The organism is Olivibacter sp. LS-1, from assembly GCF_008245145.1.
Classification (GTDB): domain Bacteria; phylum Bacteroidota; class Bacteroidia; order Sphingobacteriales; family Sphingobacteriaceae; genus Olivibacter; species Olivibacter oleidegradans.
In genome coordinates, this window is sequence record NZ_CP041643.1 from 3,654,905 (window position 1) to 3,679,179 (window position 24,275).

17 protein-coding genes and 1 pseudogene are annotated in these 24,275 nt (G+C 40.6%); 11 read left to right on the forward strand and 7 right to left on the reverse strand.

Annotation, left to right across the window (positions count from 1 at the left end; all coding sequences use genetic code 11):
- Positions 1-75: 75 nt before the first annotated feature.
- Positions 76-1,464 (reverse strand): exonuclease domain-containing protein, encoded by a 1,389-nt coding sequence (locus FKG96_RS14950; RefSeq protein ID WP_130857739.1) that lies wholly within the window; start codon positions 1,462-1,464, stop codon positions 76-78.
- A gap of 260 nt (positions 1,465-1,724) precedes the next feature.
- Between FKG96_RS14950 and FKG96_RS14955 the strand changes: the two genes are divergently transcribed.
- From FKG96_RS14955 to FKG96_RS27100, 3 genes are all read left to right on the forward strand, one after another.
- On the forward strand, positions 1,725-4,901 hold the full coding sequence (locus tag FKG96_RS14955) for a SusC/RagA family TonB-linked outer membrane protein (RefSeq protein ID WP_130857738.1): 3,177 nt from the start codon (positions 1,725-1,727) through the stop codon (positions 4,899-4,901).
- 12 nt (positions 4,902-4,913) lie between these two features.
- Positions 4,914-6,461 carry a SusD/RagB family nutrient-binding outer membrane lipoprotein gene (locus FKG96_RS14960; RefSeq protein WP_013666690.1) on the forward strand — a complete coding sequence of 516 codons (1,548 nt, stop codon included), beginning with the start codon at positions 4,914-4,916 and terminating at the stop codon, positions 6,459-6,461.
- A 181-nt stretch (positions 6,462-6,642) separates the two neighbouring features.
- Complete coding sequence (locus tag FKG96_RS27100; RefSeq protein ID WP_256377680.1) at positions 6,643-6,777, forward strand: hypothetical protein; 135 nt, start codon at positions 6,643-6,645, stop codon at positions 6,775-6,777.
- A gap of 9 nt (positions 6,778-6,786) precedes the next feature.
- Here the strand turns inward: FKG96_RS27100 and FKG96_RS27235 are convergent.
- Positions 6,787-6,909, reverse strand: a pseudogene (locus FKG96_RS27235) (XRE family transcriptional regulator); the annotation flags it as partial.
- A gap of 330 nt (positions 6,910-7,239) precedes the next feature.
- Here FKG96_RS27235 and FKG96_RS14970 point away from each other — a divergent pair.
- On the forward strand, positions 7,240-7,614 hold the full coding sequence (locus FKG96_RS14970) for a hypothetical protein (protein WP_130857736.1): 375 nt from the start codon (positions 7,240-7,242) through the stop codon (positions 7,612-7,614).
- A gap of 89 nt (positions 7,615-7,703) precedes the next feature.
- Here FKG96_RS14970 and FKG96_RS14975 read toward each other — a convergent pair whose 3' ends face one another.
- Together FKG96_RS14975 and FKG96_RS14980 are read right to left on the reverse strand one after the other, a co-directional pair.
- Positions 7,704-8,966, reverse strand: coding sequence for an ectonucleotide pyrophosphatase/phosphodiesterase (locus FKG96_RS14975; RefSeq protein ID WP_149105703.1), 1,263 nt, complete (start codon positions 8,964-8,966; stop codon positions 7,704-7,706).
- Between the two features lie 89 nt (positions 8,967-9,055).
- Complete coding sequence (locus FKG96_RS14980) at positions 9,056-9,499, reverse strand: hypothetical protein (protein ID WP_130857734.1); 444 nt, start codon at positions 9,497-9,499, stop codon at positions 9,056-9,058.
- Between the two features lie 777 nt (positions 9,500-10,276).
- Between FKG96_RS14980 and FKG96_RS14985 the strand changes: the two genes are divergently transcribed.
- Entirely contained in the window at positions 10,277-10,894 is a 618-nt protein-coding gene (locus FKG96_RS14985) for a hypothetical protein (protein ID WP_130857733.1), read from the forward strand.
- 320 nt (positions 10,895-11,214) lie between these two features.
- On the opposite strand, the gene FKG96_RS14990 is transcribed toward FKG96_RS14985, so the two are convergent.
- Entirely contained in the window at positions 11,215-13,845 is a 2,631-nt protein-coding gene (locus FKG96_RS14990; protein WP_130857732.1) for a TonB-dependent receptor, read from the reverse strand.
- 621 nt (positions 13,846-14,466) lie between these two features.
- On the opposite strand from FKG96_RS14990, the gene lpdA reads away from it, so the two are divergent.
- The 5 genes from lpdA (at position 14,467) to coaA (ending at position 19,925) form a co-directional block, all read left to right on the forward strand.
- Positions 14,467-15,855 carry a dihydrolipoyl dehydrogenase gene (gene lpdA / locus FKG96_RS14995; RefSeq protein WP_149105704.1) on the forward strand — a complete coding sequence of 463 codons (1,389 nt, stop codon included), beginning with the start codon at positions 14,467-14,469 and terminating at the stop codon, positions 15,853-15,855.
- Positions 15,856-15,951: 96 nt separating this feature from the next.
- Positions 15,952-17,016, forward strand: coding sequence for a patatin-like phospholipase family protein (locus FKG96_RS15000; protein WP_013666697.1), 1,065 nt, complete (start codon positions 15,952-15,954; stop codon positions 17,014-17,016).
- A 90-nt stretch (positions 17,017-17,106) separates the two neighbouring features.
- A complete protein-coding gene (locus FKG96_RS15005; protein WP_130857730.1) occupies positions 17,107-18,339 on the forward strand; it encodes a nucleoside recognition domain-containing protein in 1,233 nt (410 codons plus the stop codon).
- Between the two features lie 92 nt (positions 18,340-18,431).
- Positions 18,432-18,839: an OsmC family protein gene (locus tag FKG96_RS15010; RefSeq protein ID WP_013666699.1), complete on the forward strand. Its 408-nt coding sequence runs from the start codon at positions 18,432-18,434 to the stop codon at positions 18,837-18,839.
- 129 nt (positions 18,840-18,968) lie between these two features.
- The gene (gene coaA, locus FKG96_RS15015; protein WP_130857729.1) at positions 18,969-19,925 is read left to right on the forward strand and encodes a type I pantothenate kinase; all 957 of its coding nucleotides are present in this window, start codon (positions 18,969-18,971) and stop codon (positions 19,923-19,925) included.
- Between the two features lie 183 nt (positions 19,926-20,108).
- Here the strand turns inward: coaA and FKG96_RS15020 are convergent, their stop codons facing one another.
- Together FKG96_RS15020 and FKG96_RS15025 are read right to left on the reverse strand one after the other, a co-directional pair.
- Positions 20,109-20,990, reverse strand: a complete 882-nt coding sequence (locus tag FKG96_RS15020) for a mechanosensitive ion channel family protein (protein WP_013666701.1) — start codon at positions 20,988-20,990, stop codon at positions 20,109-20,111.
- A gap of 4 nt (positions 20,991-20,994) precedes the next feature.
- Positions 20,995-21,858 (reverse strand): helix-turn-helix domain-containing protein, encoded by an 864-nt coding sequence (locus FKG96_RS15025; RefSeq protein ID WP_013666702.1) that lies wholly within the window; start codon positions 21,856-21,858, stop codon positions 20,995-20,997.
- 270 nt (positions 21,859-22,128) lie between these two features.
- Here FKG96_RS15025 and FKG96_RS15030 point away from each other — a divergent pair, with 270 nt between their 5' ends.
- Positions 22,129-24,231 (forward strand): cation-translocating P-type ATPase, encoded by a 2,103-nt coding sequence (locus FKG96_RS15030; RefSeq protein WP_130857728.1) that lies wholly within the window; start codon positions 22,129-22,131, stop codon positions 24,229-24,231.
- Positions 24,232-24,275 lie beyond the last annotated feature (44 nt).

Consider the following 24,275-nt stretch of genomic DNA (forward strand, 5'->3'; position numbering starts at 1 on the left):
CCGTTGAATTTCTACCGACTATTTCAACTATTTCCCTACTCAACTATTTCCCTACCCGACTACTCAACTAATTCTCTACTCAACTACTTCCCCTTCCATTAATCGATGGATTAGCTTGGGATGTTGATTGGCATAGCTCATGATGAGGTGCATCATATAATCGTTGGATGGATAGCGGGTTAAGGTGTCTTTTATCTCTTCAGGATGGTTGATATCACTTTCATAAGCAATGTATCCGATGCCAAAGAGCTTGCCTTTTTCTACCCAAATACAACTTTGTTCGTCTTCTGTGCGACCTTTATCAAGAATTATGAAGGAGGGTAGCATTTTCGCTAAATTATCTAAAGCGGTATACATGCGCTCGTTATAATTATCCTTATTCTCCTCTCCTATGCAGGCTCCCAAACAGCCACCATTTCTGTGGTTCAAACAAGCACCTTGCACCTTTTGTATTCCATTCAATTTGGGGCAGAGCCGATGCTCCTGGATCAGTCTGTTAACGAGGTTGTAAGCTTCAATCACATTTCCAAAACTGCAAATAGCCTGTTGAAAGCGTTGATGCTTATCAATAGCCACACGTATGTAGCCTTTTTGATCCTCATAGCTATATAGCCCATACTTGGGTTCAAAGCGTTTAAGGGCCCGGTTGTTTTCAGGCCATAATCTTTTGATTTCGACTGCCTCGAGCAAAAAAGCTATCAATTCTGTTCCGCAGCTAACAAAGTCAATATCATAAATGCTTCGCATGAAATTCTGACGCTGCGGGTTAGGATTTTGGCCTGAAAAATGAGCAGATACTCGTTTTTTGATGTTTTTTGCTTTTCCAACATATACCACTTTTCCCTTTTGGTTTTTAAAGTAATAGACGCCGGGTGTTTGAGGTAAGCGTTCAAAATTTTCCTTGGGTAAGTTAGGTGGCAAGGCCTGTTCCTTCGACGCTTTTTTAAGCATAGCCTGTATAGCGTCCGGGCCTTTCTCGAGCAATAGGGAGAACAAAATCCCGGTGGCAGTAGCGTCTCCACCTGCGCGGTGACGATTGGTTATGGAGATATTCAATTGCTGACAAAGTTTGCCAAGACTATAAGACGCGAATCCCGGTAATACTTTGCGACTTAACCGGACCGTGCACAATTTTGGGGCATTCCAACTATAGCCACAAAAGGCCAGGTGATGCTTTATAAAGGAGTAATCAAAGTTTACATTGTGTGCAACAAATATCCGGCCTTCCAGTAGTTGGTAGACAGTGGCGGCTATTTCTGCGAAGGTGGGTGCATCTGCAACCATTTCATTACTGATGCCTGTTAATGCCGTAATATGAAGTGGAATATGCGCTTGCGGATTGACCAGTGTTTCATATCTATGGCATATACCGGCACCATCATGGATGCAAATGGCGATTTCGGTAATCCCATGACCGGCCGCATGTCCCCCGGTAGTTTCAATGTCAACAATAGCATATTCCATGAAAAGCAAATATACTAAAAAAATTAGTACACAAAAAAAGAAAAAATTTGTGTATCAAAACATTTTTGTCTAGGTTTGTCTATTAGATTACTATACTTTATTATTTTGAATAATATGGATCAACACTTACAAAAATCGAAATTAATTGCATCGTTTATTTCTTCCTTATTAAAAAACAGCATGCGAATGCATGTGCAAGTCATCTGCTGCTAATTAGGCGGTACTCACCCTATATTAATCAAATTAACTGACAATTTCTTATGAATTTACAATTACTGCGGTACGTAGGCATACTGCTCATACTGTTGCCTACATTAAATTTTGCCCGGCAACGTACGCTTACAGGAACGGTGCTGGACGAAAACACACAGCCCATTGCAGGTGCATCCGTGCTGGTTAAGAATACCACGCAAGGAACCCAAACAAAGAGTGATGGAACATTCTCTCTTGAAGTAGCTGACAACAGCGTTTTGGTGATCTCTTACGTCGGTTATCAACCAAAAGAAGTGGTGGTTGGTGACGAGCAAAAGATCCAAGTGAGTTTAGTGCCTGATAACCAGCTTTCTGAGGTGGTGGTTACTGCCCTAGGTATTAAACGGGAGAAGAAAGCATTGGGATATGTCGTGCAAGATGTGAGCGGCGATGTGCTCAACACCCGACCCACCAATGCACTGAGCGCCATTTCCGGTAAAGTGGCAGGTTTACAGATTATACCCTCCGGCGGCAATATGGGAGGATCAACGCGTGTTTTGCTTCGTGGTATAAAATCCATTACCGGTAATAATCAACCGCTTTACGTTATTGATGGAACCCCTATTGACAATGCCGATTTAAATACCGCTTCCACCATTGGGGGAAGTGCCGGTAAGGACGTAGGGAATATGATACAAGATTTAAATCCGGATGATATTGAAAATATTTCGGTATTGAAAGGTCCTTCCGCAGCGCTTTACGGAAGTCGTGCAGCCAATGGCGTTATTTTGATTACAACGAAAAAGGGAAATAATAAGGAAAAGACTGAGATTAGCCTGAATACAGGAATTGAATTGGAACAAATAGTACGTTTGCCAAAAAGACAAAAACTATACGGACAAGGTTATAGTACCGAGTTTCCGCAGGCTACGATTAATGGCACAACGTATAATATTGTTGATTATGCTGCCGACGAAAGCTGGGGCCCTCGTTTGGATGGCACACCCGTTTTGCATTGGTATAATTTAGACCCCGGATACCCCGAATATTTGAATCCTGAGCCTTGGCTGTATCCCGAGCACGATGTCAATTACTTTTTTCGCACGGGTATTGCCAATACCAATAATCTGGCGATCGCAGGAAGCAGTGGGAAAACAAGCTATCGGCTATCGTATACCAATAAGAATGTCCGCGGAACTGTTCCAAATGCCAGCTTAGGACGTAATACATTGAGTTTTTCAGGGTCTACAGGACTGGGAAAGGTAACGATTTCCAGTAATCTTAACTACGTTAAAAATAACTCAACGGGTAGACCTTGGACCGGTGCTTCCAATCGGAATATTATGTTAGAGGCTTTTCAATGGGGAGGTGTGCAAGTCGACTATAAGAAGCTGAGCGATTATAAACGACCCGATGGAACCCCTAGACCGTGGAATCGAACCGGCTATCGCGATACACCGGGCGATCGTGCTACGCGTTTTATTGATAATCCCTATTGGTCGGCTTATGAGAGTTACCTGGAAGAGAGCCGCGACAGGTTATATGGTAATGTCGGGGTGTCGGCTCCTATCAATTCGTGGCTTAATTTGAGTGGTAAAGTTTACGCAGATATTTATCAATATCAATATCAAGATCGTATCGCAGTGTATTCCCGCTCACAGTCTATGTATCAGGAATATAGTAATAATTTCCATGAATTCAACTATGAATTTCTGGCAACCGCCAATAAACAATGGACCGACTTCTCGCTATCCGGTTTGGTTGGTGGTAACATTCGGGATGCGAATCGTCGCGTCAGTGATCTCCAAACGGGTGGACCCTTAGTAGTTCCGAATTACTATGACTTGCGGAATTCAAGTGGTATCTTAGCCAATAATGGACATGGTTTATTTAGAGAACAAGTGTATTCGATCTTTGGCAGTTTTTCTGCCGGTTGGAAAAATATGCTCTATTTAGACGGTACCTTACGCAATGATTGGTGGTCTACCCTACCTACTAACAATAATTCTTTTTACTATCCATCGCTCACAAGCAGTTTTGTTTTCAGTGAATTGGAAGGAATAAGAAACATTCCTTGGATTGACTACGCCAAATTCAGATTGGGCTGGGCGGAAGTCGGTAACGGTGCAGCACCCTATAGCTTAGCACAATTATATAGTTCGTTACCTGCATTTAATGGCCAACCGTCTTATACGCAGCCTGATATCATGAACAATCCCAATTTGAAACCCGAACTGACTAGTACTTGGGAAACGGGATTCGAGTTTCAATTGTTTAAAAATAGATTAGGCTTAGACGTTACCTATTACAATAACCGTAGTAGAAACCAGACAATTGCAGTTCCGACTTCCGATGCTTTTGGATATCAACAGAAATTCTTAAATGCAGGTCTAATAACCAATAAAGGATTTGAAGTAATCCTAACCGGAGCACCGATAAAAAATGATCGTTTCGAATGGAATAGTTCAGTCAACTGGTCGTTAAACCGTAATAAAATCGCCCGTTTATATGAGGGCATCAGTACGCTCGAGCTAAACAATACACTGGTGTCATTAGTAGCACAAGAAGGAGAATCCTATGGACAAATCAGAGGTTATGACTTTGTTTATGCTCCTGACGGGCAACGCGTGGTGCAGGAGGACGGTACTTACTTACGTACTTCGCAAATGACAGATTTAGGAACTGTGCTACCTGACTATTTAGTAGGCTTTCAAAACAGCTTTAAGTATAAAAACTTTACACTTGGATTTTTAATCGACGCACGTGTTGGAGGGCATTTCTTCTCGCAAACCTATAAAGTAGGTATGTACGCAGGAATCCTGGACCGTACTGCTGCCAATAATATCCGAGAAACGGGTATCGTAGTAGATGGTGTAAAAGCGGATGTACAGTTTAATCCGGACGGAAGTTATAACGTAACGAATACAAGGCCAAATGATACGCGGATTAGTGCACAAACCTGGGCACGTAATGAATATAACGGGCCCACCACCTTTAGTGTTTTTGACGCCACATTCGTGAAGTTACGGGAGATTACACTCGGGTATAATTTTCAGCTGAAACCGGACGGAGTAATCAAAACGTTGGGTATCAACGCTTATGGCCGTAACCTTTGGAATATTTATACTAAAAGTAAATACATTGATCCTGAATTTACCAATAGCGGAGGTAATATACAGGGGATTGAAGGAGGAAATCTACCAATACCTGCCACCTACGGTTTAAATGTGAACGTTAAATTTTAATTTGAGAAGACAATGAATCTTTATAAAAATATCTTATTTCTCCTTCCCCTAGCGTTTTCAGGCGCTTTGATCTCCTGCTCTGACGAGAAGCTGGCGGAGATCAACGAAGATCCCAATCGCCCGGGAAATGTTCCTACACCAACGATTCTGTTGACGGCGGAGAAACAAATAATGGACAATATCAGAAACGAAAATTTTTCGTTACGTGGAACGATGCTTTTCGCCCAATATTATAGTCAGAATATCTACACCGATCAGTCGCGTTATGATATTCCACGTTCTTATTCCGACGTCTTTTGGGCTAACTCTTATAAGGCACTGAATAACTTGAACCAAATTATCAAGTTAAATACCGATGAGCTGACAAAATCGGTGGCAAGTGCCGGAACAGCTGGTAGTAATGCGAATCAAATTGCGATTGCACGTATATTGAAAGCTTTCACCTTCCATTCCCTGACGGATGTTTTTGGCGATGTGCCCTATGAATCCTATGGAAATAAAGACCCTGAATTTGAAGCGCTGCAACAAAATCCCGACAATTATACGCCGGTGTACGCGTCACAGGAAAAAATATATGTTGATATCCTAAATGAATTAAAGGCGGCAGGCGATACCCTGTTGAAGTATAAAGGGCAAAATACTTTCGGCAGCTCGGATATTATATACGCAGGCAGTAATGAAAAATGGGCTAAATTTGCGCAATCACTTCGGTTACGCTTGTCTACGCGTATCCGTGTGAAACTTCCGGCTGTTTCAGAAGAACATTTTTCGGATGCCTTGGCAAAAGGTGTATTTACGTCCAATGCAGATAATGCCGCTTTTAAATATTCCAGTGGTGCACCAAATGAAGCCCCCCTCTATCGAGCGACCGTTACCGCGAATAGAAAAGATTTTGCGGTTTCGCATGTTTTGGTAAATGTATTAAAAGGAGAATTAGGACCTTTTAAGACGGCCGACCCGCGTCTACCGCGTTACGCTTTACCTAATGAGCGCCAAATTTACATAGGTCAGCCTTACGGATTACCTTTGGAAGCAGGAGGTATTAATGGGCCTACTGCCATTAGCTTACCAGGAGCCATTGTGAATGCGCCCGACTTTGCGGAAGTCTTACAGGAGTATGCCGAGGTGGCTTTTTTAATTGCCGAATACAATAACTGGGATGATGCAAGCTACCGAAAAGGTGTAGAAGCTTCTTTAACTAAATGGGGTATTGATGGTGCGACTGCGAAATCATATGCTGATGCCTTGCCGGCGGCGAACAAAGAAAATGTCTTAACGCAAAAATACCTGGCTTTGTACACTCAAGGCTTGGAGGCTTGGTCAGAAATCCGTCGTACCGGTTATCCTATATTTTTAGTGAAACCTGGAGATGTTGTTTGGAGTAGGCAAACGGAGAACGGAATCGTCAACTATACGTTCCAGCCTATTTTCGGAAACGGCATTCCGAAACGCTTATATTATCCGAATAAAGAGCAAAACGTTAATCGTGAACATTATCAACAAGCCTTGGCACGTCAAGGCGATGACGTGATTACAACAGCGCTTTGGTGGAATAAGTAATCAATCTTAGTGCATGAACCGTATAGTAGTGTTACTAACTACTATACGGTTTCTTTTATCTTCCTTCCTCTCCCACCCACTTGGTCTTTGGTCGCTACTTATTCGCTACTTTACCGCTAAAAGTCCACTAAATGGTGGATAAATGCGGATATAACGTGAAGATACCGTGAATATACAGTGTATGGACCCCGAAGGAGGGTCGAGCGAAGTGCCTCTTTTTATGGGATCAGGACTGGTGTTTGAGTTTAAGATTCCCACACAGCTCTTCAAACATTTCACCCGGTTTAACGCCTATGGCCAAGGCGATAAGATATAATTCCTCGATTCGAACATGCGATTTTGGATTAATGGAAAGCTGGCTCAACCGATAAGTACTCAAACCCGTCTTTCTGGAAACTTCCGCTTTGTTAATTGATCGCTTTGCCAAATATAAACCCAGTGCTGTCAAGTTCTATGTTCTCCTTTATTTTCCATAAAATTAGTTTAAGAACGTTTAGCTAGTTAAAGTATTTGTAAATGGATGTATTTTACCTATTTTTGTAGAGAAAAAACAAATATTTTGAGCTGGTTAAATGGTTGAGTAGGGTCTTAAGTGATGAGTGTTGCCTGCCTGCCGGTAGGCAGGAATGATGAACGATGAATTTTTGCGTAGCGAGAAAGTTTAAAGTGTAGAATAAAGCCTACAGCTTACAGCCTATAGCCTAACATGGACATAAGACAGGAAGAAAGCCCGCAACTCACAACTCGCAGCTCACAACTAAAAATAAAACCTAAACATATGGAATTACATGAAAAACTAAGATTTCTACGTTACGCCAATGATTACAGTATGGCCTATGTGGCTTACAAGTTGAAGCTTACTAAAGAAGAGTATGAGCAGCTGGAGTCGGGTGAAAAAAAACTAACAATAGAACAAGCTAAATTGGTTGGTATACTTTATTCGATGACCAGTGATGAGCTAATGGGGCCGCACCTCGATCTGGATGAAGAAGTAAGCTGGCAGAATTTGGTGACTGATGATAACGTGAGGCAAGGACATTCACCCACTTTAGAGGAACTTAAAAATGAGTTGATTAATATTAAGGAGCTACTTCAGGTTTTAGTAGAGAAATTGACAGAAAATGATAGTAGTACCTACTATAAAGATCGATGATATTACTAATAAAATAAAGTTCACCGCTTCCTGCCTACCGCAGGCAGGCAAAATTTACAGGAATGGTAATGCGTCCGGTGCTGGCTGTATCACTTCAAGACTTCTTTAGCTACTTTATCATTTCCATCGATACGATGTTTGTATTTCAAACCTAATATCTTCGCCAATAGTGGATAGATATGAATATTCTCAAAGGCACCGATCGTTAAACCTTCTTTAAAGGCGGGTCCCCAAGCGATGAAAGTAGCTCGCATTTCCGGTGTTTCATAGGGGGCAAATCCATGTGCTCCGGGATGTGGTTTCTTATTGGAAAAATAATAAGGTGCTTTCGCAACCAATACGATATCGCCTATTCGGTGATATTTGTCCTCTTTTTTTCCGTAATGATAATTGCTTGGTACTTGATCACTTAGATAGGCATCAAACTTATCAGACTTTTGAATGGATTGGTAAATCGACTGAAGGTTCTTTTTGTCTTTCACATGTATATTTACAAGTGTGCCATTTGAAGCAATGATCACTTGCGTTGTATCGACTTTAAAAGGTAATGGCAAGGGTTCGTCTCGATTGATGGCCTTCATACCATGATCAGAAACGAAAATAAAACTGACAGGAAGTCCCGTTTGTTGTACGGCGATGTTGAGGGCATTAACGGCAGAATCAATGAAGTGCACCGCTTTTTTCGTCTCGGTTGCATCGGGGCCATAGAGGTGTCCTGCATGATCGACTTCGGGGAAGTAAAAATTAATGAGGTGCGGACGTTTTTCCGATGGTAATGATAGCCAGTTCACAACAGTCTGTATGCGTTTTGCTATTGGAATCTTTTCATTGTAAGCATAATAATAAGACGGCAACATTCCACCAATAGCTGCTTCCGATCCCGGCCAATAAAAGCTAGCACTCAGTAAACCCTGTTGCTCGGCAAGTGTCCAAATGGGGATACCGCCATACCAAGCCGGATTCTTGACGGCCTTCGCATTTGACATGCTATATCTTGCTTGCATTTTCGGGTCGTAGATATTATTTCCAACCAAGCCATGATGCGATGGGTACATGCCCGTTACGATTGTATAGTGGTTGGGAAAGGTAATGGAAGGAAATGACGGAATCAGTGCTTTGGCACTTACGCCACTTGACGATAGTTGTTGTAAATGAGTTGCCTGGAATTTTTCTGCGTAATCATACCGAAAACCATCGGCAGAGATCAGGATTACATAGGGTTTGTCTTGTTGCTTGGCTACATTTTGACGATTTGGAACTGATTTTTGCGTGGTGTCTTGGGCATGCGTAGGTGACACCAAAAAAACAGCTAATGCGACACCTAGCAAATAAGAAAAAACTCTTGTTACCATGACGCGATTATAGGTATTTTACTTGACTTAAATGTTAGCTGAAGGTTATTTTTAGCTCTAAGGTGTTAGGTGTAGGTATTAGCTATCAGCTATCGGTCGTCGGCTGTCAGCTTAGGTGTGTTTGTTGAGTAGAAAGCGGGTTTCTGACGGTCATATAAAGAAATTCGTTCGCCGACAAGGGAAAAGTCAGAAACTTGACTATCAATATAGCGTAGCCTGTTACCGACGTAGATTATTGTGTTATCAAAATGTTTTATTGACCTGTCGAAATGATTGATTGTGCTATCGAAGTTGAGTATAATGGTATCGAAATACGGCATTTCGGTAGCGGAATACGTAATCGTGCTATCGAAATGATTGATTCCGCTACCAAAGTTGAGCATCAAGGTATCGGAGTACGGCGTTTCGGTAGCAGAATACGTCATCGTGTTATCAAAATAATTGATTCTGCTATCAGTGTTGAGCATTACGATATTGAAATACAGTGTTTTGCTAATGAAATAACCCATTGTAATACCGAAAATAGCAATCATTTTTAGATGCCTTCAGGGAAATTGCTTTTAAAAGATAACGTTTATTTTAACTAATTTTTTCATTTAATATAATGTTCTTTATCCTTGATGATAAAGAACCAAACAACCGAGAAGCTAGCTTCGAGCTCATGAATACCTTTTAAAACAAACACAAATGAATAATCAAGGCTCTGTAGGCTACCTTGCACCTGATTGCAAAGCATTCATGGCGCGTATTGGAGCCGTTTCACTTCCTCAATCCGCTTAGATATTGCGACATGAACGATAATGCACATACTTTGCTGCTCGTTGCATCGGTATCCTCCAAGGCCGTTTTTCCCAACACACTGGCTATATACAAAGCTAAAGCTAGTACGTCCGGTTAAAAGTAAAAGCCTATCGTTCTACTAAAATGCCTCCTCCAAAATTTACAGTCAGCACTGGGAGGCACTACCGCTCCTGTAAATTTTGCCTGCCTGCGGTAGGCAGGAAGCGGCGATTTTATTCACTACTTCATTATTTTCAAAGGTGTTCATGGACTTCCTACGGTCGGCTCTTGGCTTCTTTTCTTTCGCGGACCTTCCCGTTAGGGAAAGCTTGAATGCCTTAAAAAACGAAAACTTAATGAAAAGAAAGAAGTCAAAATAAACGTTCTTATAATATATACATCTTCATCTATTAGGTTAAAGGTGAATTCCTTGCAGATTCCTTTGTTAAGTTAAGAGCTGATTTCTGAAAGTTGTTGTAGCTCTTTTTTAGCTAAACACGTTACGATATAATAGATATAAACACCTTATTATGGAAAGAAAAATGTACCTTTTTGTTTTTTTTCTGTCTCTCTTTTGCATCGCTTGTGATAAGAGTGATATGGACTATGAAAATGACTATGAGCAGAGTTATAAAGCTTGGTTGGATTTTAAAGAATCGAGTAATAATTCTTATAGATATGTGGTAAGTGGAGCTACATGGGCAGGTGCGGCATGGGAAACAACTATTACCGTAAACAATGGAGAAGTAACGGGGCGAGATTTTCGTTATACTGTTTTTAATGATATCCGAATGCCAGCAGACGGTTGGAATTTAGAAACTGCTCAGCTAATGCTTGATAGTTTATCAAAGAGGTATCAGGGAAACACCGAACATTTACCCAGTGCAGACAGTATGCTGAAAATGCTAACATGGTCCGAGAATCAGGCTAACTTAAACAATCACGCAAATACGGGCGGTGCACTAACTTGCACCTTGGACCAAATATATGAAAAGGCAAAGAGTGATTGGTTGAAGAAACGGAATAATGCTCAAACCTTCTTTGAAGCAAAGAATAATGGTATCATTTCCTCTTGTGGATTTGTGGAGGACAATTGCGCGGACGATTGTTTTAGGGGGATTACGATAACTTTGGTTGAAGGGATTTAATTCTGCCCCAAAATAATTTTCGGTATCAATGAGGTAACGAGAACCAACATCTATTCTAGAAAAGTGGACCTTTATAAATAGATTGATTATCTCTTTCTTGGATTTTGTGTACTCGTCTTATGAGATCGGCCTAAGGGTATACTATCTTTTCACAGTTTGAATCACAATCATTGATATCGTAATCCTAAATTCCAGTCATTCTCGTATGATTTTGCGAAGCTAGTTTACGTGGCTCAATAACAACTAGATATTTGTCTATAAAACGAAAAGCCGTCTCAAGATTCTGAGACGGCTTTATGTGAAGAAAAAGTATGTTCAATTTAGAAACTAAATTTCATACCAAAGTTCCAAGTAGTACCGTTTCCAAAGAAAACGTTATTGCTTGTATTGATTCCTTTATACGTCTCGGTTCCTTCTTCGACTGGTCTTGCTGAAGTCATTTCTGAAAGATAAACTCTGTCAAATATGTTATTTACGTTTAGACGTAAGTTTAAAGCAGTTTTGTTAAAGCTTATACGATAATTTAAGCCTGCATCTACAAGGTCATAATTTGGAAGTTTGATGTTATCTTTAGTAACCACATCGGCATATAAATTTGAATAGTTCCTATAGTCGGCATCAACTGATAAACTGCTTGTTATACGATACGCGACGCCTAATCCGAAGGTTGTCTGTGCAGCATCGCCAACTTTTCCACCCTTTACATCAGTTACTTCTTCAGATAAAAGATTTAAACTTTCATCGTATGTCCTTTGTAATGCATTGTCATCATATTTCCAGTCACCAATGGACGCAAACCCTCTTAGGTCAAGTTTTGGCAACGGTTTTGCAACGAAGTCCAATTCAAGGCCTTGATGCAATTGGCTTAATCCAGAGTTGTTTGTGTAGATCAACTGCCCATCATCATTTGTATCTGAAGTAGTTGTAACTCTATCTTTCCATGATGTTCTGTAGGCGTTCAAATTTGCACTAAAGAATGTGCTGATGAATTTGTAACCGAACTCAACGCCGAATATCTTCTCGTTGCTAGTCAGTGGATTTACATCATTACCGAAGTTCAAATAAATGTTATCGTGGTACGGTTGTCTTGAATAATACCCTGTGTTTCCAAATATGACATGATTTTCCGTAATATTATAACTAAGCCCCCCTTTAATATTGTAACCGATATTGTTTACTTTTTCTGACTTTTCATTTTCTTTCGTGTATTGAAATCTATCCCATCTCACGTGAGACTGATTAGACAATGCGCCTTGTAGGAAAGCTGAAAAGTCTTCGTTTGAATACTCGATCTGACCGAATAAGCCACCGTAAGTTATTCGCTCATCATAATCGTAATCAACCTTTTGATTATTGTCTACACTGTTTGTTAGTGCTTTCCAGGGATTAATACTGAATGTTTCAGTTACGTTATAACCGTTAGGGTATTGCATATTGTCATTGATATGCCAACCAGTCAAACCCATCAGGTTGGTTAGCATTCGATAATGAGTACCTTTATAGGTTCTTACATCAAGACCAAGATTATAAGTTAGATTTTCGTTTATCTGCCTGTTGAAATTAGAAACCAAACCATACCAAGCGTGATTATTTACGGAAGCCCGAATAGCATAGGCGCCATTATTGAAATCACCGATCCCTCCTTCAATAGCTTCGTTATTTGTTTTTATAGCATTGAAATCGATATGGCCACTTGGTGTATATTTTTTAGCACTGCTGCTTCCCCAGTTACCTGTGCCGCCACCGCGTCCCCAGGATGCATAAGCCACAGTTGATAAAGTCGATTTTTCGTCGATATTGAAATCCCAGTTCAAGTTAACTACGGGTTTATGATAATAATTAGTTCTTTCACTAAGATAATCTCCACCTAGGAAGCCATAGTTTGTATTGTATCTTTTTCCATTTTGAAGATAACTCGATATACTTTTGGTGAAATTTTGATCGTGTTTCTGAGGGGCTCCGAAAATCAAGAAGTTAAAGGCATGTTTTTCGTTAGGTTTGTAGCCCAGCGAGAAAAAATAATTCTGTCCATTTCCTCTCGTTCCTTTGTTATAACCGTCTCCTGCCCAGTTTGTCAACATAATACTTGCTGCCCACCCATTTTCTGATAAACCGGTGTTATAGGCAAGAGTTGTCTTTTGGTAATTGTTATTGCCAATCAGTGCTTGAGCAAAACCACCTCGGGTTAGGTCTGTAGACTTTGTAACGATGTTAACTGTTCCTCCGACGGATGAAATGGCTAATTTGGAGGAACCTAATCCTCGCTGTATCTGTAATGCATTTGCCACATCAGCAAGGCCTGACCAGTTAGACCAATACATGTTACCGTCTTCCATTCCGTTTATGGGCTGACCATTTAAAAGAAACGCGGTATTCGTTTGATCAAATCCACGAACAATGATTCTAGAATCGCCATAACCTCCTGCTTGACCTGCCACGTAAACTGAAGGAGTATTTTTCAGGAGTTCTGGGAATTCTTGATTTCCTGCTTTCTGCTGGATTTCTGTAGTGCTTATAGTAGATACTGCAATTGGTGTTTTTCTATCCTTTGCCAAATCTATTAAACCACTTCCTATCTGTACAATCACTTCGTCAAGAGATTGTGCGCTTTGTTTTAGTGATATAGTACCAATGTCAGTAGTCCCAGATGAAAAGTTGACTTTTTCCACGTCGTAACCTACATAGCTAATTACAATCTCACCCGATTCCCTAGTTGTACTTAACGAGAACTTTCCATCAACGTCCGTAGAAGTTGATCGTGACGTTCCGGTAATTGATATCGTTGCCCCGGCTATTGGGTTTGTTCCGTCGGTTACAATCCCTTGGATAGCTTGCTGCGCAAAAGAAAATTTGGTATTAATTAGCAAGAACAATGCTAATAATAGCGTAGCCTTACTGAAAAGGTATTGGCTACGTCTTAATGATTTGAAAGAAAGTAAAAACTTCTTCATGTGCGTTGAATTGATTGAATAATTTGTTTTTCGGTACAAAATTAAATAGCTCGCGAGGAATAATTAGCAGGTTTTGTGTTAATTTAATATTAAGTTAATGTTACTTGATGCTTGGGTGTGAATAATTTACAGATCGATCTTGCGGTATCCAATTGTTTTTGTAACTGTTTAGAAATCTATAAAGTCTTTTCTGATTTTTAATTGTTTATTGGTTAAAATTGTTTCGAATTTTCGAATGTGGATTGTGGATAACTTTTTTCAAAATCACAATCATGCCCCCTGTGGTACATGCTTTAGGTAATGGTAAATGTAACAAGAGCTGTTGTCTGCTGTCGGAAATAAGCTATCAGCCTGATTAGACTGCCTGCCGGTAAGTATATACTGTTGCTGTTGTTACTAGTAAATCCCCTACCCAACCACTTAACTATTTGCCCACTCAACTACTCTACTACTTCAACTATTTCCCTAAGGTAAAAAAATGCCGACACAGCCCGGAAATCTTCTAATTCTAAGAATTTTTATTAGGTTTGCGGAAGTAATACTTGTTTGACAAACACGTTCTTGGCTTGTTCAATGGGTATAAGCTAATTGTACTATCGAAACGAATTAATTTTTATAAGAATGAATTACGACATCATTGTAATTGGAAGTGGCCCGGGAGGCTATGTTGCAGCCATCAGAGCTTCACAATTAGGTTTCAAAACGGCTATTGTTGAACGCGAATCTCTTGGCGGTATCTGCCTTAACTGGGGTTGTATCCCAACGAAAGCTTTACTTAAAAGTGCGCAAGTTTTTGAGTATCTGAATCACGCGGCTGACTACGGTATCAAAGTAGAGGGCGGTGAGGCTGATTTTGGCGCGATTATTAAAAGAAGTCGCGGCGTGGCCGATGGTATGAGTAAGGGTATCCAATTCTTGATGAAAAAGAATAAAATTGATGTAATCATGGGTACCGCTAAGATAAAAAAAGGCGGTAAGATTGAGGTAAAGGGTGGTGATGGTTCTACTAAAGAGTACACGGCCAAACATACAATACTGGCAACGGGCGCCCGTTCGCGTGAGCTTCCGAATCTTAAGCAGGATGGAAAAAAAATCATCGGCTATCGTCAAGCCATGAACTTGGATAAACAGCCTAATTCATTAGTGGTCGTAGGATCTGGTGCTATCGGTGTAGAGTTTGCTTATTTTTACAATGCGATCGGAACGAAAGTAACGATTGTTGAATATTTAGATCGTATTGTACCAGTTGAGGATGAAGAAATCTCTAAGCAGTTGGAACGTAGCTTGAAAAAAAGTGGCATCAATATCTTAACCGGTGCTGAAGTAACGGCGGTGGATACCAGCGCTTCGCCTAGCAAGGTGAAAATCAAAACGGCAAAAGGTGAAGAAGTGATCGAAGCGGAGGTTGTGTTGTCTGCCGTAGGTATTACTCCGAACATCGAAAACCTTGGTTTAGAAGAAGTCGGTGTAAAAACTGATAAAGGCCGGGTTGTTGTAGATGATTTCTACAAAACTAATGTAGAAGGTGTATATGCTATTGGTGATATTGTTAAAGGACAAGCCTTAGCACACGTTGCTTCTGCCGAAGGGATTACCTGCGTAGAAAAGATCAAAGGTTTACATGTTGAACCAATTGATTATAATAATATTCCTGGATGTACTTATTGCTCGCCTGAAATTGCCTCTGTTGGTTATACAGAAAAAGCCGCTAAGGAAGCCGGATACGAAATTAAAGTGGGCAAGTTTCCTTTTTCAGCTTCAGGTAAGGCAAGTGCCGCGGGTGCTAAGGATGGCTTTGTAAAGGTTATTTTTGATGCGAAGTACGGCGAGTTCTTAGGAGCACATATGATCGGATCCAATGTGACGGAAATGATTGCCGAGGTAGTGGCCGCCCGCAAACTGGAAACTACCGGACATGAAATTATTAAAACCATACACCCACACCCTACGATGAGTGAAGCTGTTATGGAGGCTACAGCGGATGCTTATGGTGAGGTAATCCATTTGTAGGAGGTTGAGTAGTGAAATAGATAAATAGTTGAGTAGGATAAATTCCTACTTAACTACTTAACGACTCAACTACTTGACTAACTGATATCAACCTTTATGAAGAAAATCTTATCTATTGATGGTGGTGGGATTCGAGGGATCATTCCGGGAATGATCTTGGTTGCTTTGGAAGAAAAACTGAAGCAAAAGACGAACAATCCCTCAGCAGCTATCGTAGATTTTTTTGATTTTTTTGCCGGTACGAGTACCGGAGGTATTTTGGTTTGCCTACTGCTCTGCCCTGATCAATCAGACCCCAAACGACCTCGTTTTTCTGCCAAAGAAGCTTTGGAAATGTATCTAAAATATGGTCACGATATTTTTAGAATGAGTTTTTTCAAGCGCATTACCTCAAGCTTGGGTTTAACCAGTGAGCGTTATAATAGTGCTACATTGGAAAGTGTGCTGCAGAAATATTTTGGAAAGACGCAGTTAAGTGAACTCATCAAACCTTGTATCATCTCTGCTTATAACATAGAGCTTAGGAAGACACATTTTTTTAGGCAGCAGACAGCTATTGAACGGGGTGACGTGCGTGACTTTTATCTCAAAGATGTTTGTCGGGCTACCTCTGCCGCACCGACTTATTTTAGTGTCGCCGAAATTTACTCGTTATCAGGAACACGGTACCCTTTATTAGATGGCGGTGTTTTTGCAACAAATCCTGCTTTAAGTGGTTTAGTTGAAGTAACTCGGGCATTTAATCAAACGAAAATCAATGATATTCATATTTTTTCTTTGGGAACGGGGCGATCGAGAAAATCGTATAACTTAGAGCATTTTAAAAAAAGTCGGGCTATTTCCATGGTACCGGCTCTAATTGACATCATGATGAGCGGTGTGGCCGAAAGCAGCGACTTTTTCCTTCACCAGCTGTTCCGGTCGTCAAACAAGGAAAAAGATTATCTGCGGATCGAACCGGAAAATCTCAACAGCATTCAGGAGAGTTTAGATGCTGCAGAGGAATCGAATATGAAACGTTTAATTGCTTTGGGAGACCGTACGGTGAGTGAGAATCATTTAATACTGGATGAAATGGCTGACTTCTTAATCGAAGAACAAAAGAAGAATGGTTCCCATGAAAAGCCTTGGAGTTTTTTGAACAGAAATTTATGGTCTTGAGGGATGAAATATAGGCTTTAGGCTTATGCAACTAATAACTAATAGCTGACAACTAATAGCTGACAACTAATAACTAACAACTAGCTAATAATGGCTTTAAATTACGTTTGGATAGCCTTCTTCTTAATTGCTTTTGTTGTCGCGCTTTTTAAGCTGATTTTTCTTGGAGACCAGGAGATTTTTCAGGCGATTGTAAATGGAACTTTCGATACGGCAAAGACAGGCGCCGAGATTTCCCTGGGCCTGATCGGTTTAATGTCTTTTTGGCTAGGCATCATGAAAATTGGCGAAAAGGGCGGCATGATTAACATTTTTGCTCGTTTAGTAGGGCCTTTTTTTAATAAACTTTTTCCGGAGATTCCTAAAAATCACCCGGCGTTGGGTTCGGTTTTGATGAATTTCTCGGCTAATATGTTGGGCCTTGATAATGCGGCGACACCGGTAGGTCTAAAGGCTATGAAAGAACTACAGGAACTGAACCCAAATAAAGATACGGCAAGCAATGCGCAAATCATGTTTTTAGTATTGAATGCGTCAAGTTTGACACTCTTGCCAATTACCATCATGGCTTACCGGAAGGAAGCAGGAGCTATAGATCCGTCCGATGTGTTCATTCCCATCCTGCTGGCAACCTTCTTTTCTACTTTGGTCGGTTTGGTAGTGACCGCTATTTATCAGCGTATTAACCTGTTCAATAAAGTTATCATAGCTTATGTGGGCGGTCTGACAATCTTGATCGGCGGACTCTTGTACTACTTTTCCACGCTGAGCCAGGAAGAAATCAATGCTATATCGCAGGTTGCAAGCAATGTCATTCTCTTCACGGTAATTATTTCATTCATTGCCCTAGCCTTCTACCGCAAAGTGAATGTTTTTGAATCATTTATTGAGGGGGCTAAAGAGGGTTTTGAAGTTGCTGTAAAAATTATCCCCTATTTAGTAGGGATTTTGGTAGCTGTAGGAGTTTTTCGAGCATCCGGTGCGATGGACTACCTGGTTCAGGGCGTCAGTGCAATTGTTAGCTGGGCGGGTTTGGATACGCGCTTTGTGGAGGCGCTTCCTGTCGCTTTTATGAAACCGATGAGCGGAAGCGGTGCGCGTGGATTGATGATTGATTTAATGCATGCCAAAGGTGCCGATGATTTTGCGTCGCGCGTGGCTTGTGTCATTCAAGGAAGTACGGAAACAACTTTTTATGTGTTAGCAGTATACTTCGGATCAGTGGCCATTAAAAGAACGCGACATGCTTTACCTGCTGCTCTCTTAGCCGAACTCGCAGGGATAATTGCAGCCATTATTATCGCTTACATCTTTTTTGGATAGTAAAAAGTAAAAAGTAAAAAGTAAAAAGTAAATTTTCACTAACAACTAACAACGAATAACTAACAACTAACAACGAATAACTAACAACTAGCATGGCGGAAGTAAATGTAACAGTTACCATCGGAAAGGAACGGTATAAAACAGAAGTCAGCAATGGACGAAATATCGTAATAGCGGATGAACCGGAGTCTATGGGAGGTACTGATCAGGGATTAGGACCGAAGGAATTGTTACTTTCGAGTTTAGGTTCTTGTACGGCTATTACATTAAGGATGTATGCCGATCGAAAGCAATGGGATTTGCAGGAAGTTATCATAACGGTAAAAATGGAGGTAGTACCAAGCAGTCATCAGCAAACGACTTACATAAAAAATCATATTAAATTGGTTGGCAATTTGGATGATGACCAACGGCAACGGCTGCTTCAGATTGCGGAGCTCTGCCCGGTACATAAAATATTATCAAATCCAATCGTAGTTGACAGTAATTTGGTTCCCTAATAGTTACGTGGTTAAGTGGGGGAATAGTTAAGTAGTTAAATGGATTGTATTGGAGCCCCTGGCGGGGACGAATTTTGATTTTTGGCTTTTGAATTATTACGTTTGCGCGTGCAAGCTTAAACTTGGAATATGACTGATATGGCAATGAAGGAACAGTATTCTCCGTACGTGAGCATTACGCGAGACGAATGGAAATTACTGAACGGATCACTGAATTTCTCTCTTTCAAATGAGGATATTGGAAGGTTACATGCGCTGAATGAGCCATTAAATATGGAAGAGATTCAGGAAGTTTATTTCCCGCTTTGTCATCTCCTGAATATCCATATTGACCACGCACATAAGCTTTACGACGCTGAAAATGCTTACTTGAACAGCGGACGCAAACGCTCGCCCTTTATTATTGGTATAGCAGGCAGCGTGGCGGCGGGTAAGAGCACCACCGCACGCGTATTACAAAAGGTCTTGTCTTTATGGCCCGATAAGCCAAATGTCGCTTTAGTAACCACTGATGGCTTTTTATATCCCAATAGTGTGTTGGAACAACGCGGAATAATGAATCGAAAAGGCTTTCCGGAAAGTTATGATACGAAGAAGTTAATCAATTTTCTGGCGGATGTGAAGGCGGGCAAGGAAAGCCTTCAAGTGCCTATTTATTCGCATCTTGAATATGATGTGATGCCGGATCAAATGCAGGAGATTTATAATCCCGATATTGTCATTGTGGAGGGGATCAATGTCTTACAAGTAAATTTGAGCGAAAAACACAAAGGACCGCAGGTTTTCGTGTCTGATTTTTTTGATTACTCCATTTACGTGCATGCTAACGAAAAAAACTTACTCGAATGGTATGTGTCTCGATTCAGACAATTGCAAACAACTGCTTTCCGGAATCCTAATTCCTATTTTCATAGATACGCCAGTCTTTCCGAAGAAGAAGCTATCGCGCGAGCAAATAGCATTTGGGATCTCATCAATAAACCAAACCTTATTAAAAACATACTGCCGACGCGCTTTCGCGCTAATCTTATATTGGAAAAGGGAAGCAATCATTTCGTAACAGGCGTCAAATTACGGAAGGTGTAGTTGTCGGTTGCGAGCATGAATGATGAGTGATAAATGATGAGTGATGAGTAAAGAGTGAATCGGCAGACAAGCTTCAGAGCATTATCACATTGGTTAATTATTGATCTCAGCTTTACATTAGGCTTTAACCTATAAGCAGTATGCTTAAGCTCGTACAAACCGATCATCACATTGGCTCATTGGCTAATTCCCAATTTTTAGTACTTCATTTAGCACAATGTTTTTGATAAACTGCGATTGCGTTTTTCCCAAATTGGTTAAGGTGAACTGTACCTTATACTTGACAACATCCTTTTGTACAGCCAATACCTTTAATTTCATACTATTTTCGAGTACTTCATTGCTGTGTTTGTTAAGCAGATCATTAAGACGCTTTTTGAGGTCCTCCCGGTCCATGGTATGGTTAATGGCTAATTCAAATTCGACGCTCACCTTGCGGGAGTTCTGAAAAGACTGGTTGACAATGTTTGTCGTAAAAACAAAGTTATTAGGAACCATGACAATATCATCATCATCATTATTGATAACAATATTAACCAGGGTGATGTCAATAATTTGCCCTTGGTACTCGCCGATCTTAACATAATCACCCAATGTCAATTGATCAGAAAACATGATAATTAAACCACTGATCATATTCGTGATGTAATCCTTAAAAATAAGGGCTATAGCCGCTGCAACGATGGTGATACTGGTTAGGAAATCTCTGGGGTTGATTCCAAAGGCCAACATCAGACTAAAAATAATGACGACGGCGTTGAGCACCGAGGCAATGCGGTTAATACCTAATACGAAGCTACCGCGCGAACTGGTATGAAAGTAAAGAGAGCGTCGTTTATACCAAGACAAGAGGATGATTCGGACAGTTGAAATGATGATATTACTGGATAGAAAGACATTCAAAGCATACACCAATCGTTGTAAAACCCTCTTGTCGTTATAGTAGGACTCATACTCTATTAAAGTGTATGTTATCGGAATGAATACAAGGATTTTGATTACCAGTATGAGCAAGTCTTTTTTCAGATGAATGCTACGTTGTATATATTCTTGTTGACTATTCATATTTTCAATGATGTATCTTTTTTTGCAGATCGCGTTGAAAACTAGCTGGCAGCTTGCCGGTATGTTTTTTAAAAAATCGAGTGAAGTAAGCAGGATCTTCAAAGCCGATTTTCCAGCCCACTTCGCGAATCGGGAGCTGCGTCCAAAACAGAAGGCGTTTCGCCTCCAGCACACGCCGTTCATCAATGACCGTTTTAGCGTTTGTCCCTGTCATTTCTTTAACTACATCATTCAAATGGCCTGCCGAGATAAACAATTTAGATGCATAATCAGCAACTTTCGTATGGCTAAGAAAGTCTTTTTCCACTAAAGCTATAAATTGACGCATTAAGGTACTATAGCGCTTCCGACCGGTGATATGGGTATGCGGACTGACATAGCTTTCTGTTTTTTCCAACAGCGCCAGTAAAAGTTGAGCTACAACCGCTCTATTCTGTTTAAAGAGTGTATATTCTTCCTCGATTAATGCAACAAAAGCCAAAATTCGTTCAAGTTCATGTTTCTTTAAGGATAACAGATTACTGCTAAACTGCTGTTCCCAGTGATTGTCTGCCGAATAAGAAAATAGAAAGTCGCCTTTAAAGGTAACCAAGTACATTTCCGCATTACCCGGGTCAACTTCATAATGAACCTGCCCGGGGCGCATAAATAATAGCGCAGCATCTTTCGCTTCATATTCTTTGAAATCGATAAATTGACGCGTCGTTCCTTGACAAAGAATGATCAAGGTATAATGATCGTGCCGATGCGGAGCCGTGGTTTTTTCATAGCGGTCGTGACCATAGCTTAATCTTTTGATATCGAATTCGTCCGAATATCCTTCACCGGTACTCGGTACATTATATATCGGAATGTTCTGCTTTACCATTTTTAAGCTAGTTTTACAGTGCAAAGTTATTAAAATCCATGAAAAGTACCATTAATACCTTGTTTTGTTATGAAGGAGCTACCGCTCTAAACTTACATTTGTACAACAAAGAAGAAGTTACCCAAAGGTATCACTTGTTTGTTCTCTCGATCTGCGGCAGATAGGAAGAGATCGGTAAATGCTAATTGCTTGTTTATGGCGGATATACCCGATCTCTCAATCTCACTACGTTAGGTTTGAGTTGGCATTAAGAAACATTAAGACAAAAAGATGCAAGGAGAAAATCAATTAGTCGAATTACACGTAACCGGCATGCATTGTAATAATTGTGCGCTCTCCGTACATAAAATGTTGGAGAAAAAAGGTTACCAAAACGTTTTCGTGAGTTTTGCAAATGAGGAAGTAAAATTTACAGCCGATAAGGGACTGAACGTAAATAATGTAATACAAGATATTGAAGGTTTAGGTTTCAAGGTGCAGCAGGAAGAACAGGGCTTTGTGAAAGAAGGTTTTTTAGGAAAAATAGAACATAAATTTATTTTTAGTCTATTGTTTACTTTGCCGCTTTTCCTGCACATGTTTTTACCTTTTCATTGGCTGCATAACCCCTATGTTCAATTGAGTTTATGTCTTCCTGTATTTGTTTTAGGATGTGCTTATTTTGGAAAAAGTGCTATTAATTCAATCAAGGCAGGTGTGCCCAATATGGATGTCCTGATATTTGTTGGCTCTACGTCGGCATTTATCTACAGTATAATAGGTACTTTGTTGGGCTTAGGGCCTAATTATATGTTCTACGAAACAACAGCTACCATTATTACGCTTGTACTTTTAGGAAATGTATTTGAAAAGCGATCGGTAACACAAACGACTTCGGCCGTCAAAGATCTGATGAAAATCCAGGTCGACAGCGCCGTCCGTATTGTAAACGGTCAAGCCGAACGCGTCGATATAAATCAATTAAAAATTGGTGATACCTTATTAGTCAATGAAGGCGACAAGATACCGACCGATGGTGATATTGTATGGGGAGACGCATCTGTGAACGAGTCGATGTTAACTGGCGAAAGCATTCCGGTTGAAAAGGGAAAATATGATGCGGTTATTGGTGGAACCATACTTGAACGAGGTAGCATTCGAATGCTGGTGACGAAAGTGGGTAACAAAACGGTGTTGGCACAAATCATTGATTTAATGAAAAGAGCACAGGCCGCAAAGCCACCCATACAACGCTTAGGTGATAAGGTGGCGGCGATTTTTGTACCGGTGGTAATTGGCATCGCATTATTAACGTTTGTCCTTGCATATTTTGCCTTTGATATAGGTTTCCGTCAAGCCCTATTAAATGCCATTGCTGTGATGGTAATCTCCTGTCCTTGTGCCATGGGGTTAGCCACACCAACCGCAGTGATGGTTGGCCTGGGAAGAAGTGCTAAACAAGGTGTGCTTATAAAGGGCGGTGATACGGTAGAAGAAATGACCAATTTAAAATATATGGTGTTCGACAAGACGGGGACATTAAGCACCGGCAAGTTCAAGATAAGGGACATAAAAAGCGAGCTGAGTGATATAGAGACCGCGACGCTGATCCATGGTTTAGAAAGCTATTCGAACCATCCGATCGCCAAGTCACTTGTTAATGCATTTGCCAACCGGGAAAAGAGAAAGATCGTTTTTACGCAGGTAAAGGAAGAAAAAGGATTAGGGATAAAAGCGATGGATAGTGAAGGGCACCGCTATCAAATTGGCTCAAAACAGCTTGTAGAAGATAGCAAGGAACTTGGCAACTATGATGTATTTTTATTGAGGGATGACGAGCTGGTTGTCAGAATCGCAATCGACGATGAAATTAAAGCAGGAGCAAAAGAGCTTGTACAGACTTTGAAGGGACAGCAGATAATACCGGTCATTTTAAGTGGTGACAGAAAAGAGAAATGCGACGCACTTGCGGCGTCGATAGGAATTACAGAAGTTTATGCCGAAAAGTTACCCCATGAAAAATTAGAATTGATTGAGTCATTAAAGCAAGGAGGTAAAGTAGCAATGGTTGGAGATGGTATTAACGATGGTCCGGCGCTTACAACAGCCGATGTAGGCGTCTCTTTAGGCGATGCAAGTCAGGTCGCCATCCAATCTGCCAAAGTAGTATTGTTGAACAACGATTTGCAATCGATCACGACTTTACTTAAGATAGGTAAGCATACGTTGCTTACGATCAAACAGAACCTTTTCTGGGCATTTTTTTATAATATTTTTGCAATCCCTTTGGCCGCATTTGGTTTTTTAAGTCCGATGTTAGCAGCACTAGCCATGGCTTGCTCGGATGTAGTGGTAATTGGTAATTCCATCCGATTGAAGTTTAAAAAGCTATAAGCGAATGCCAAATAAAAATGCCCCAGTGTTTCCACTGAGGCATT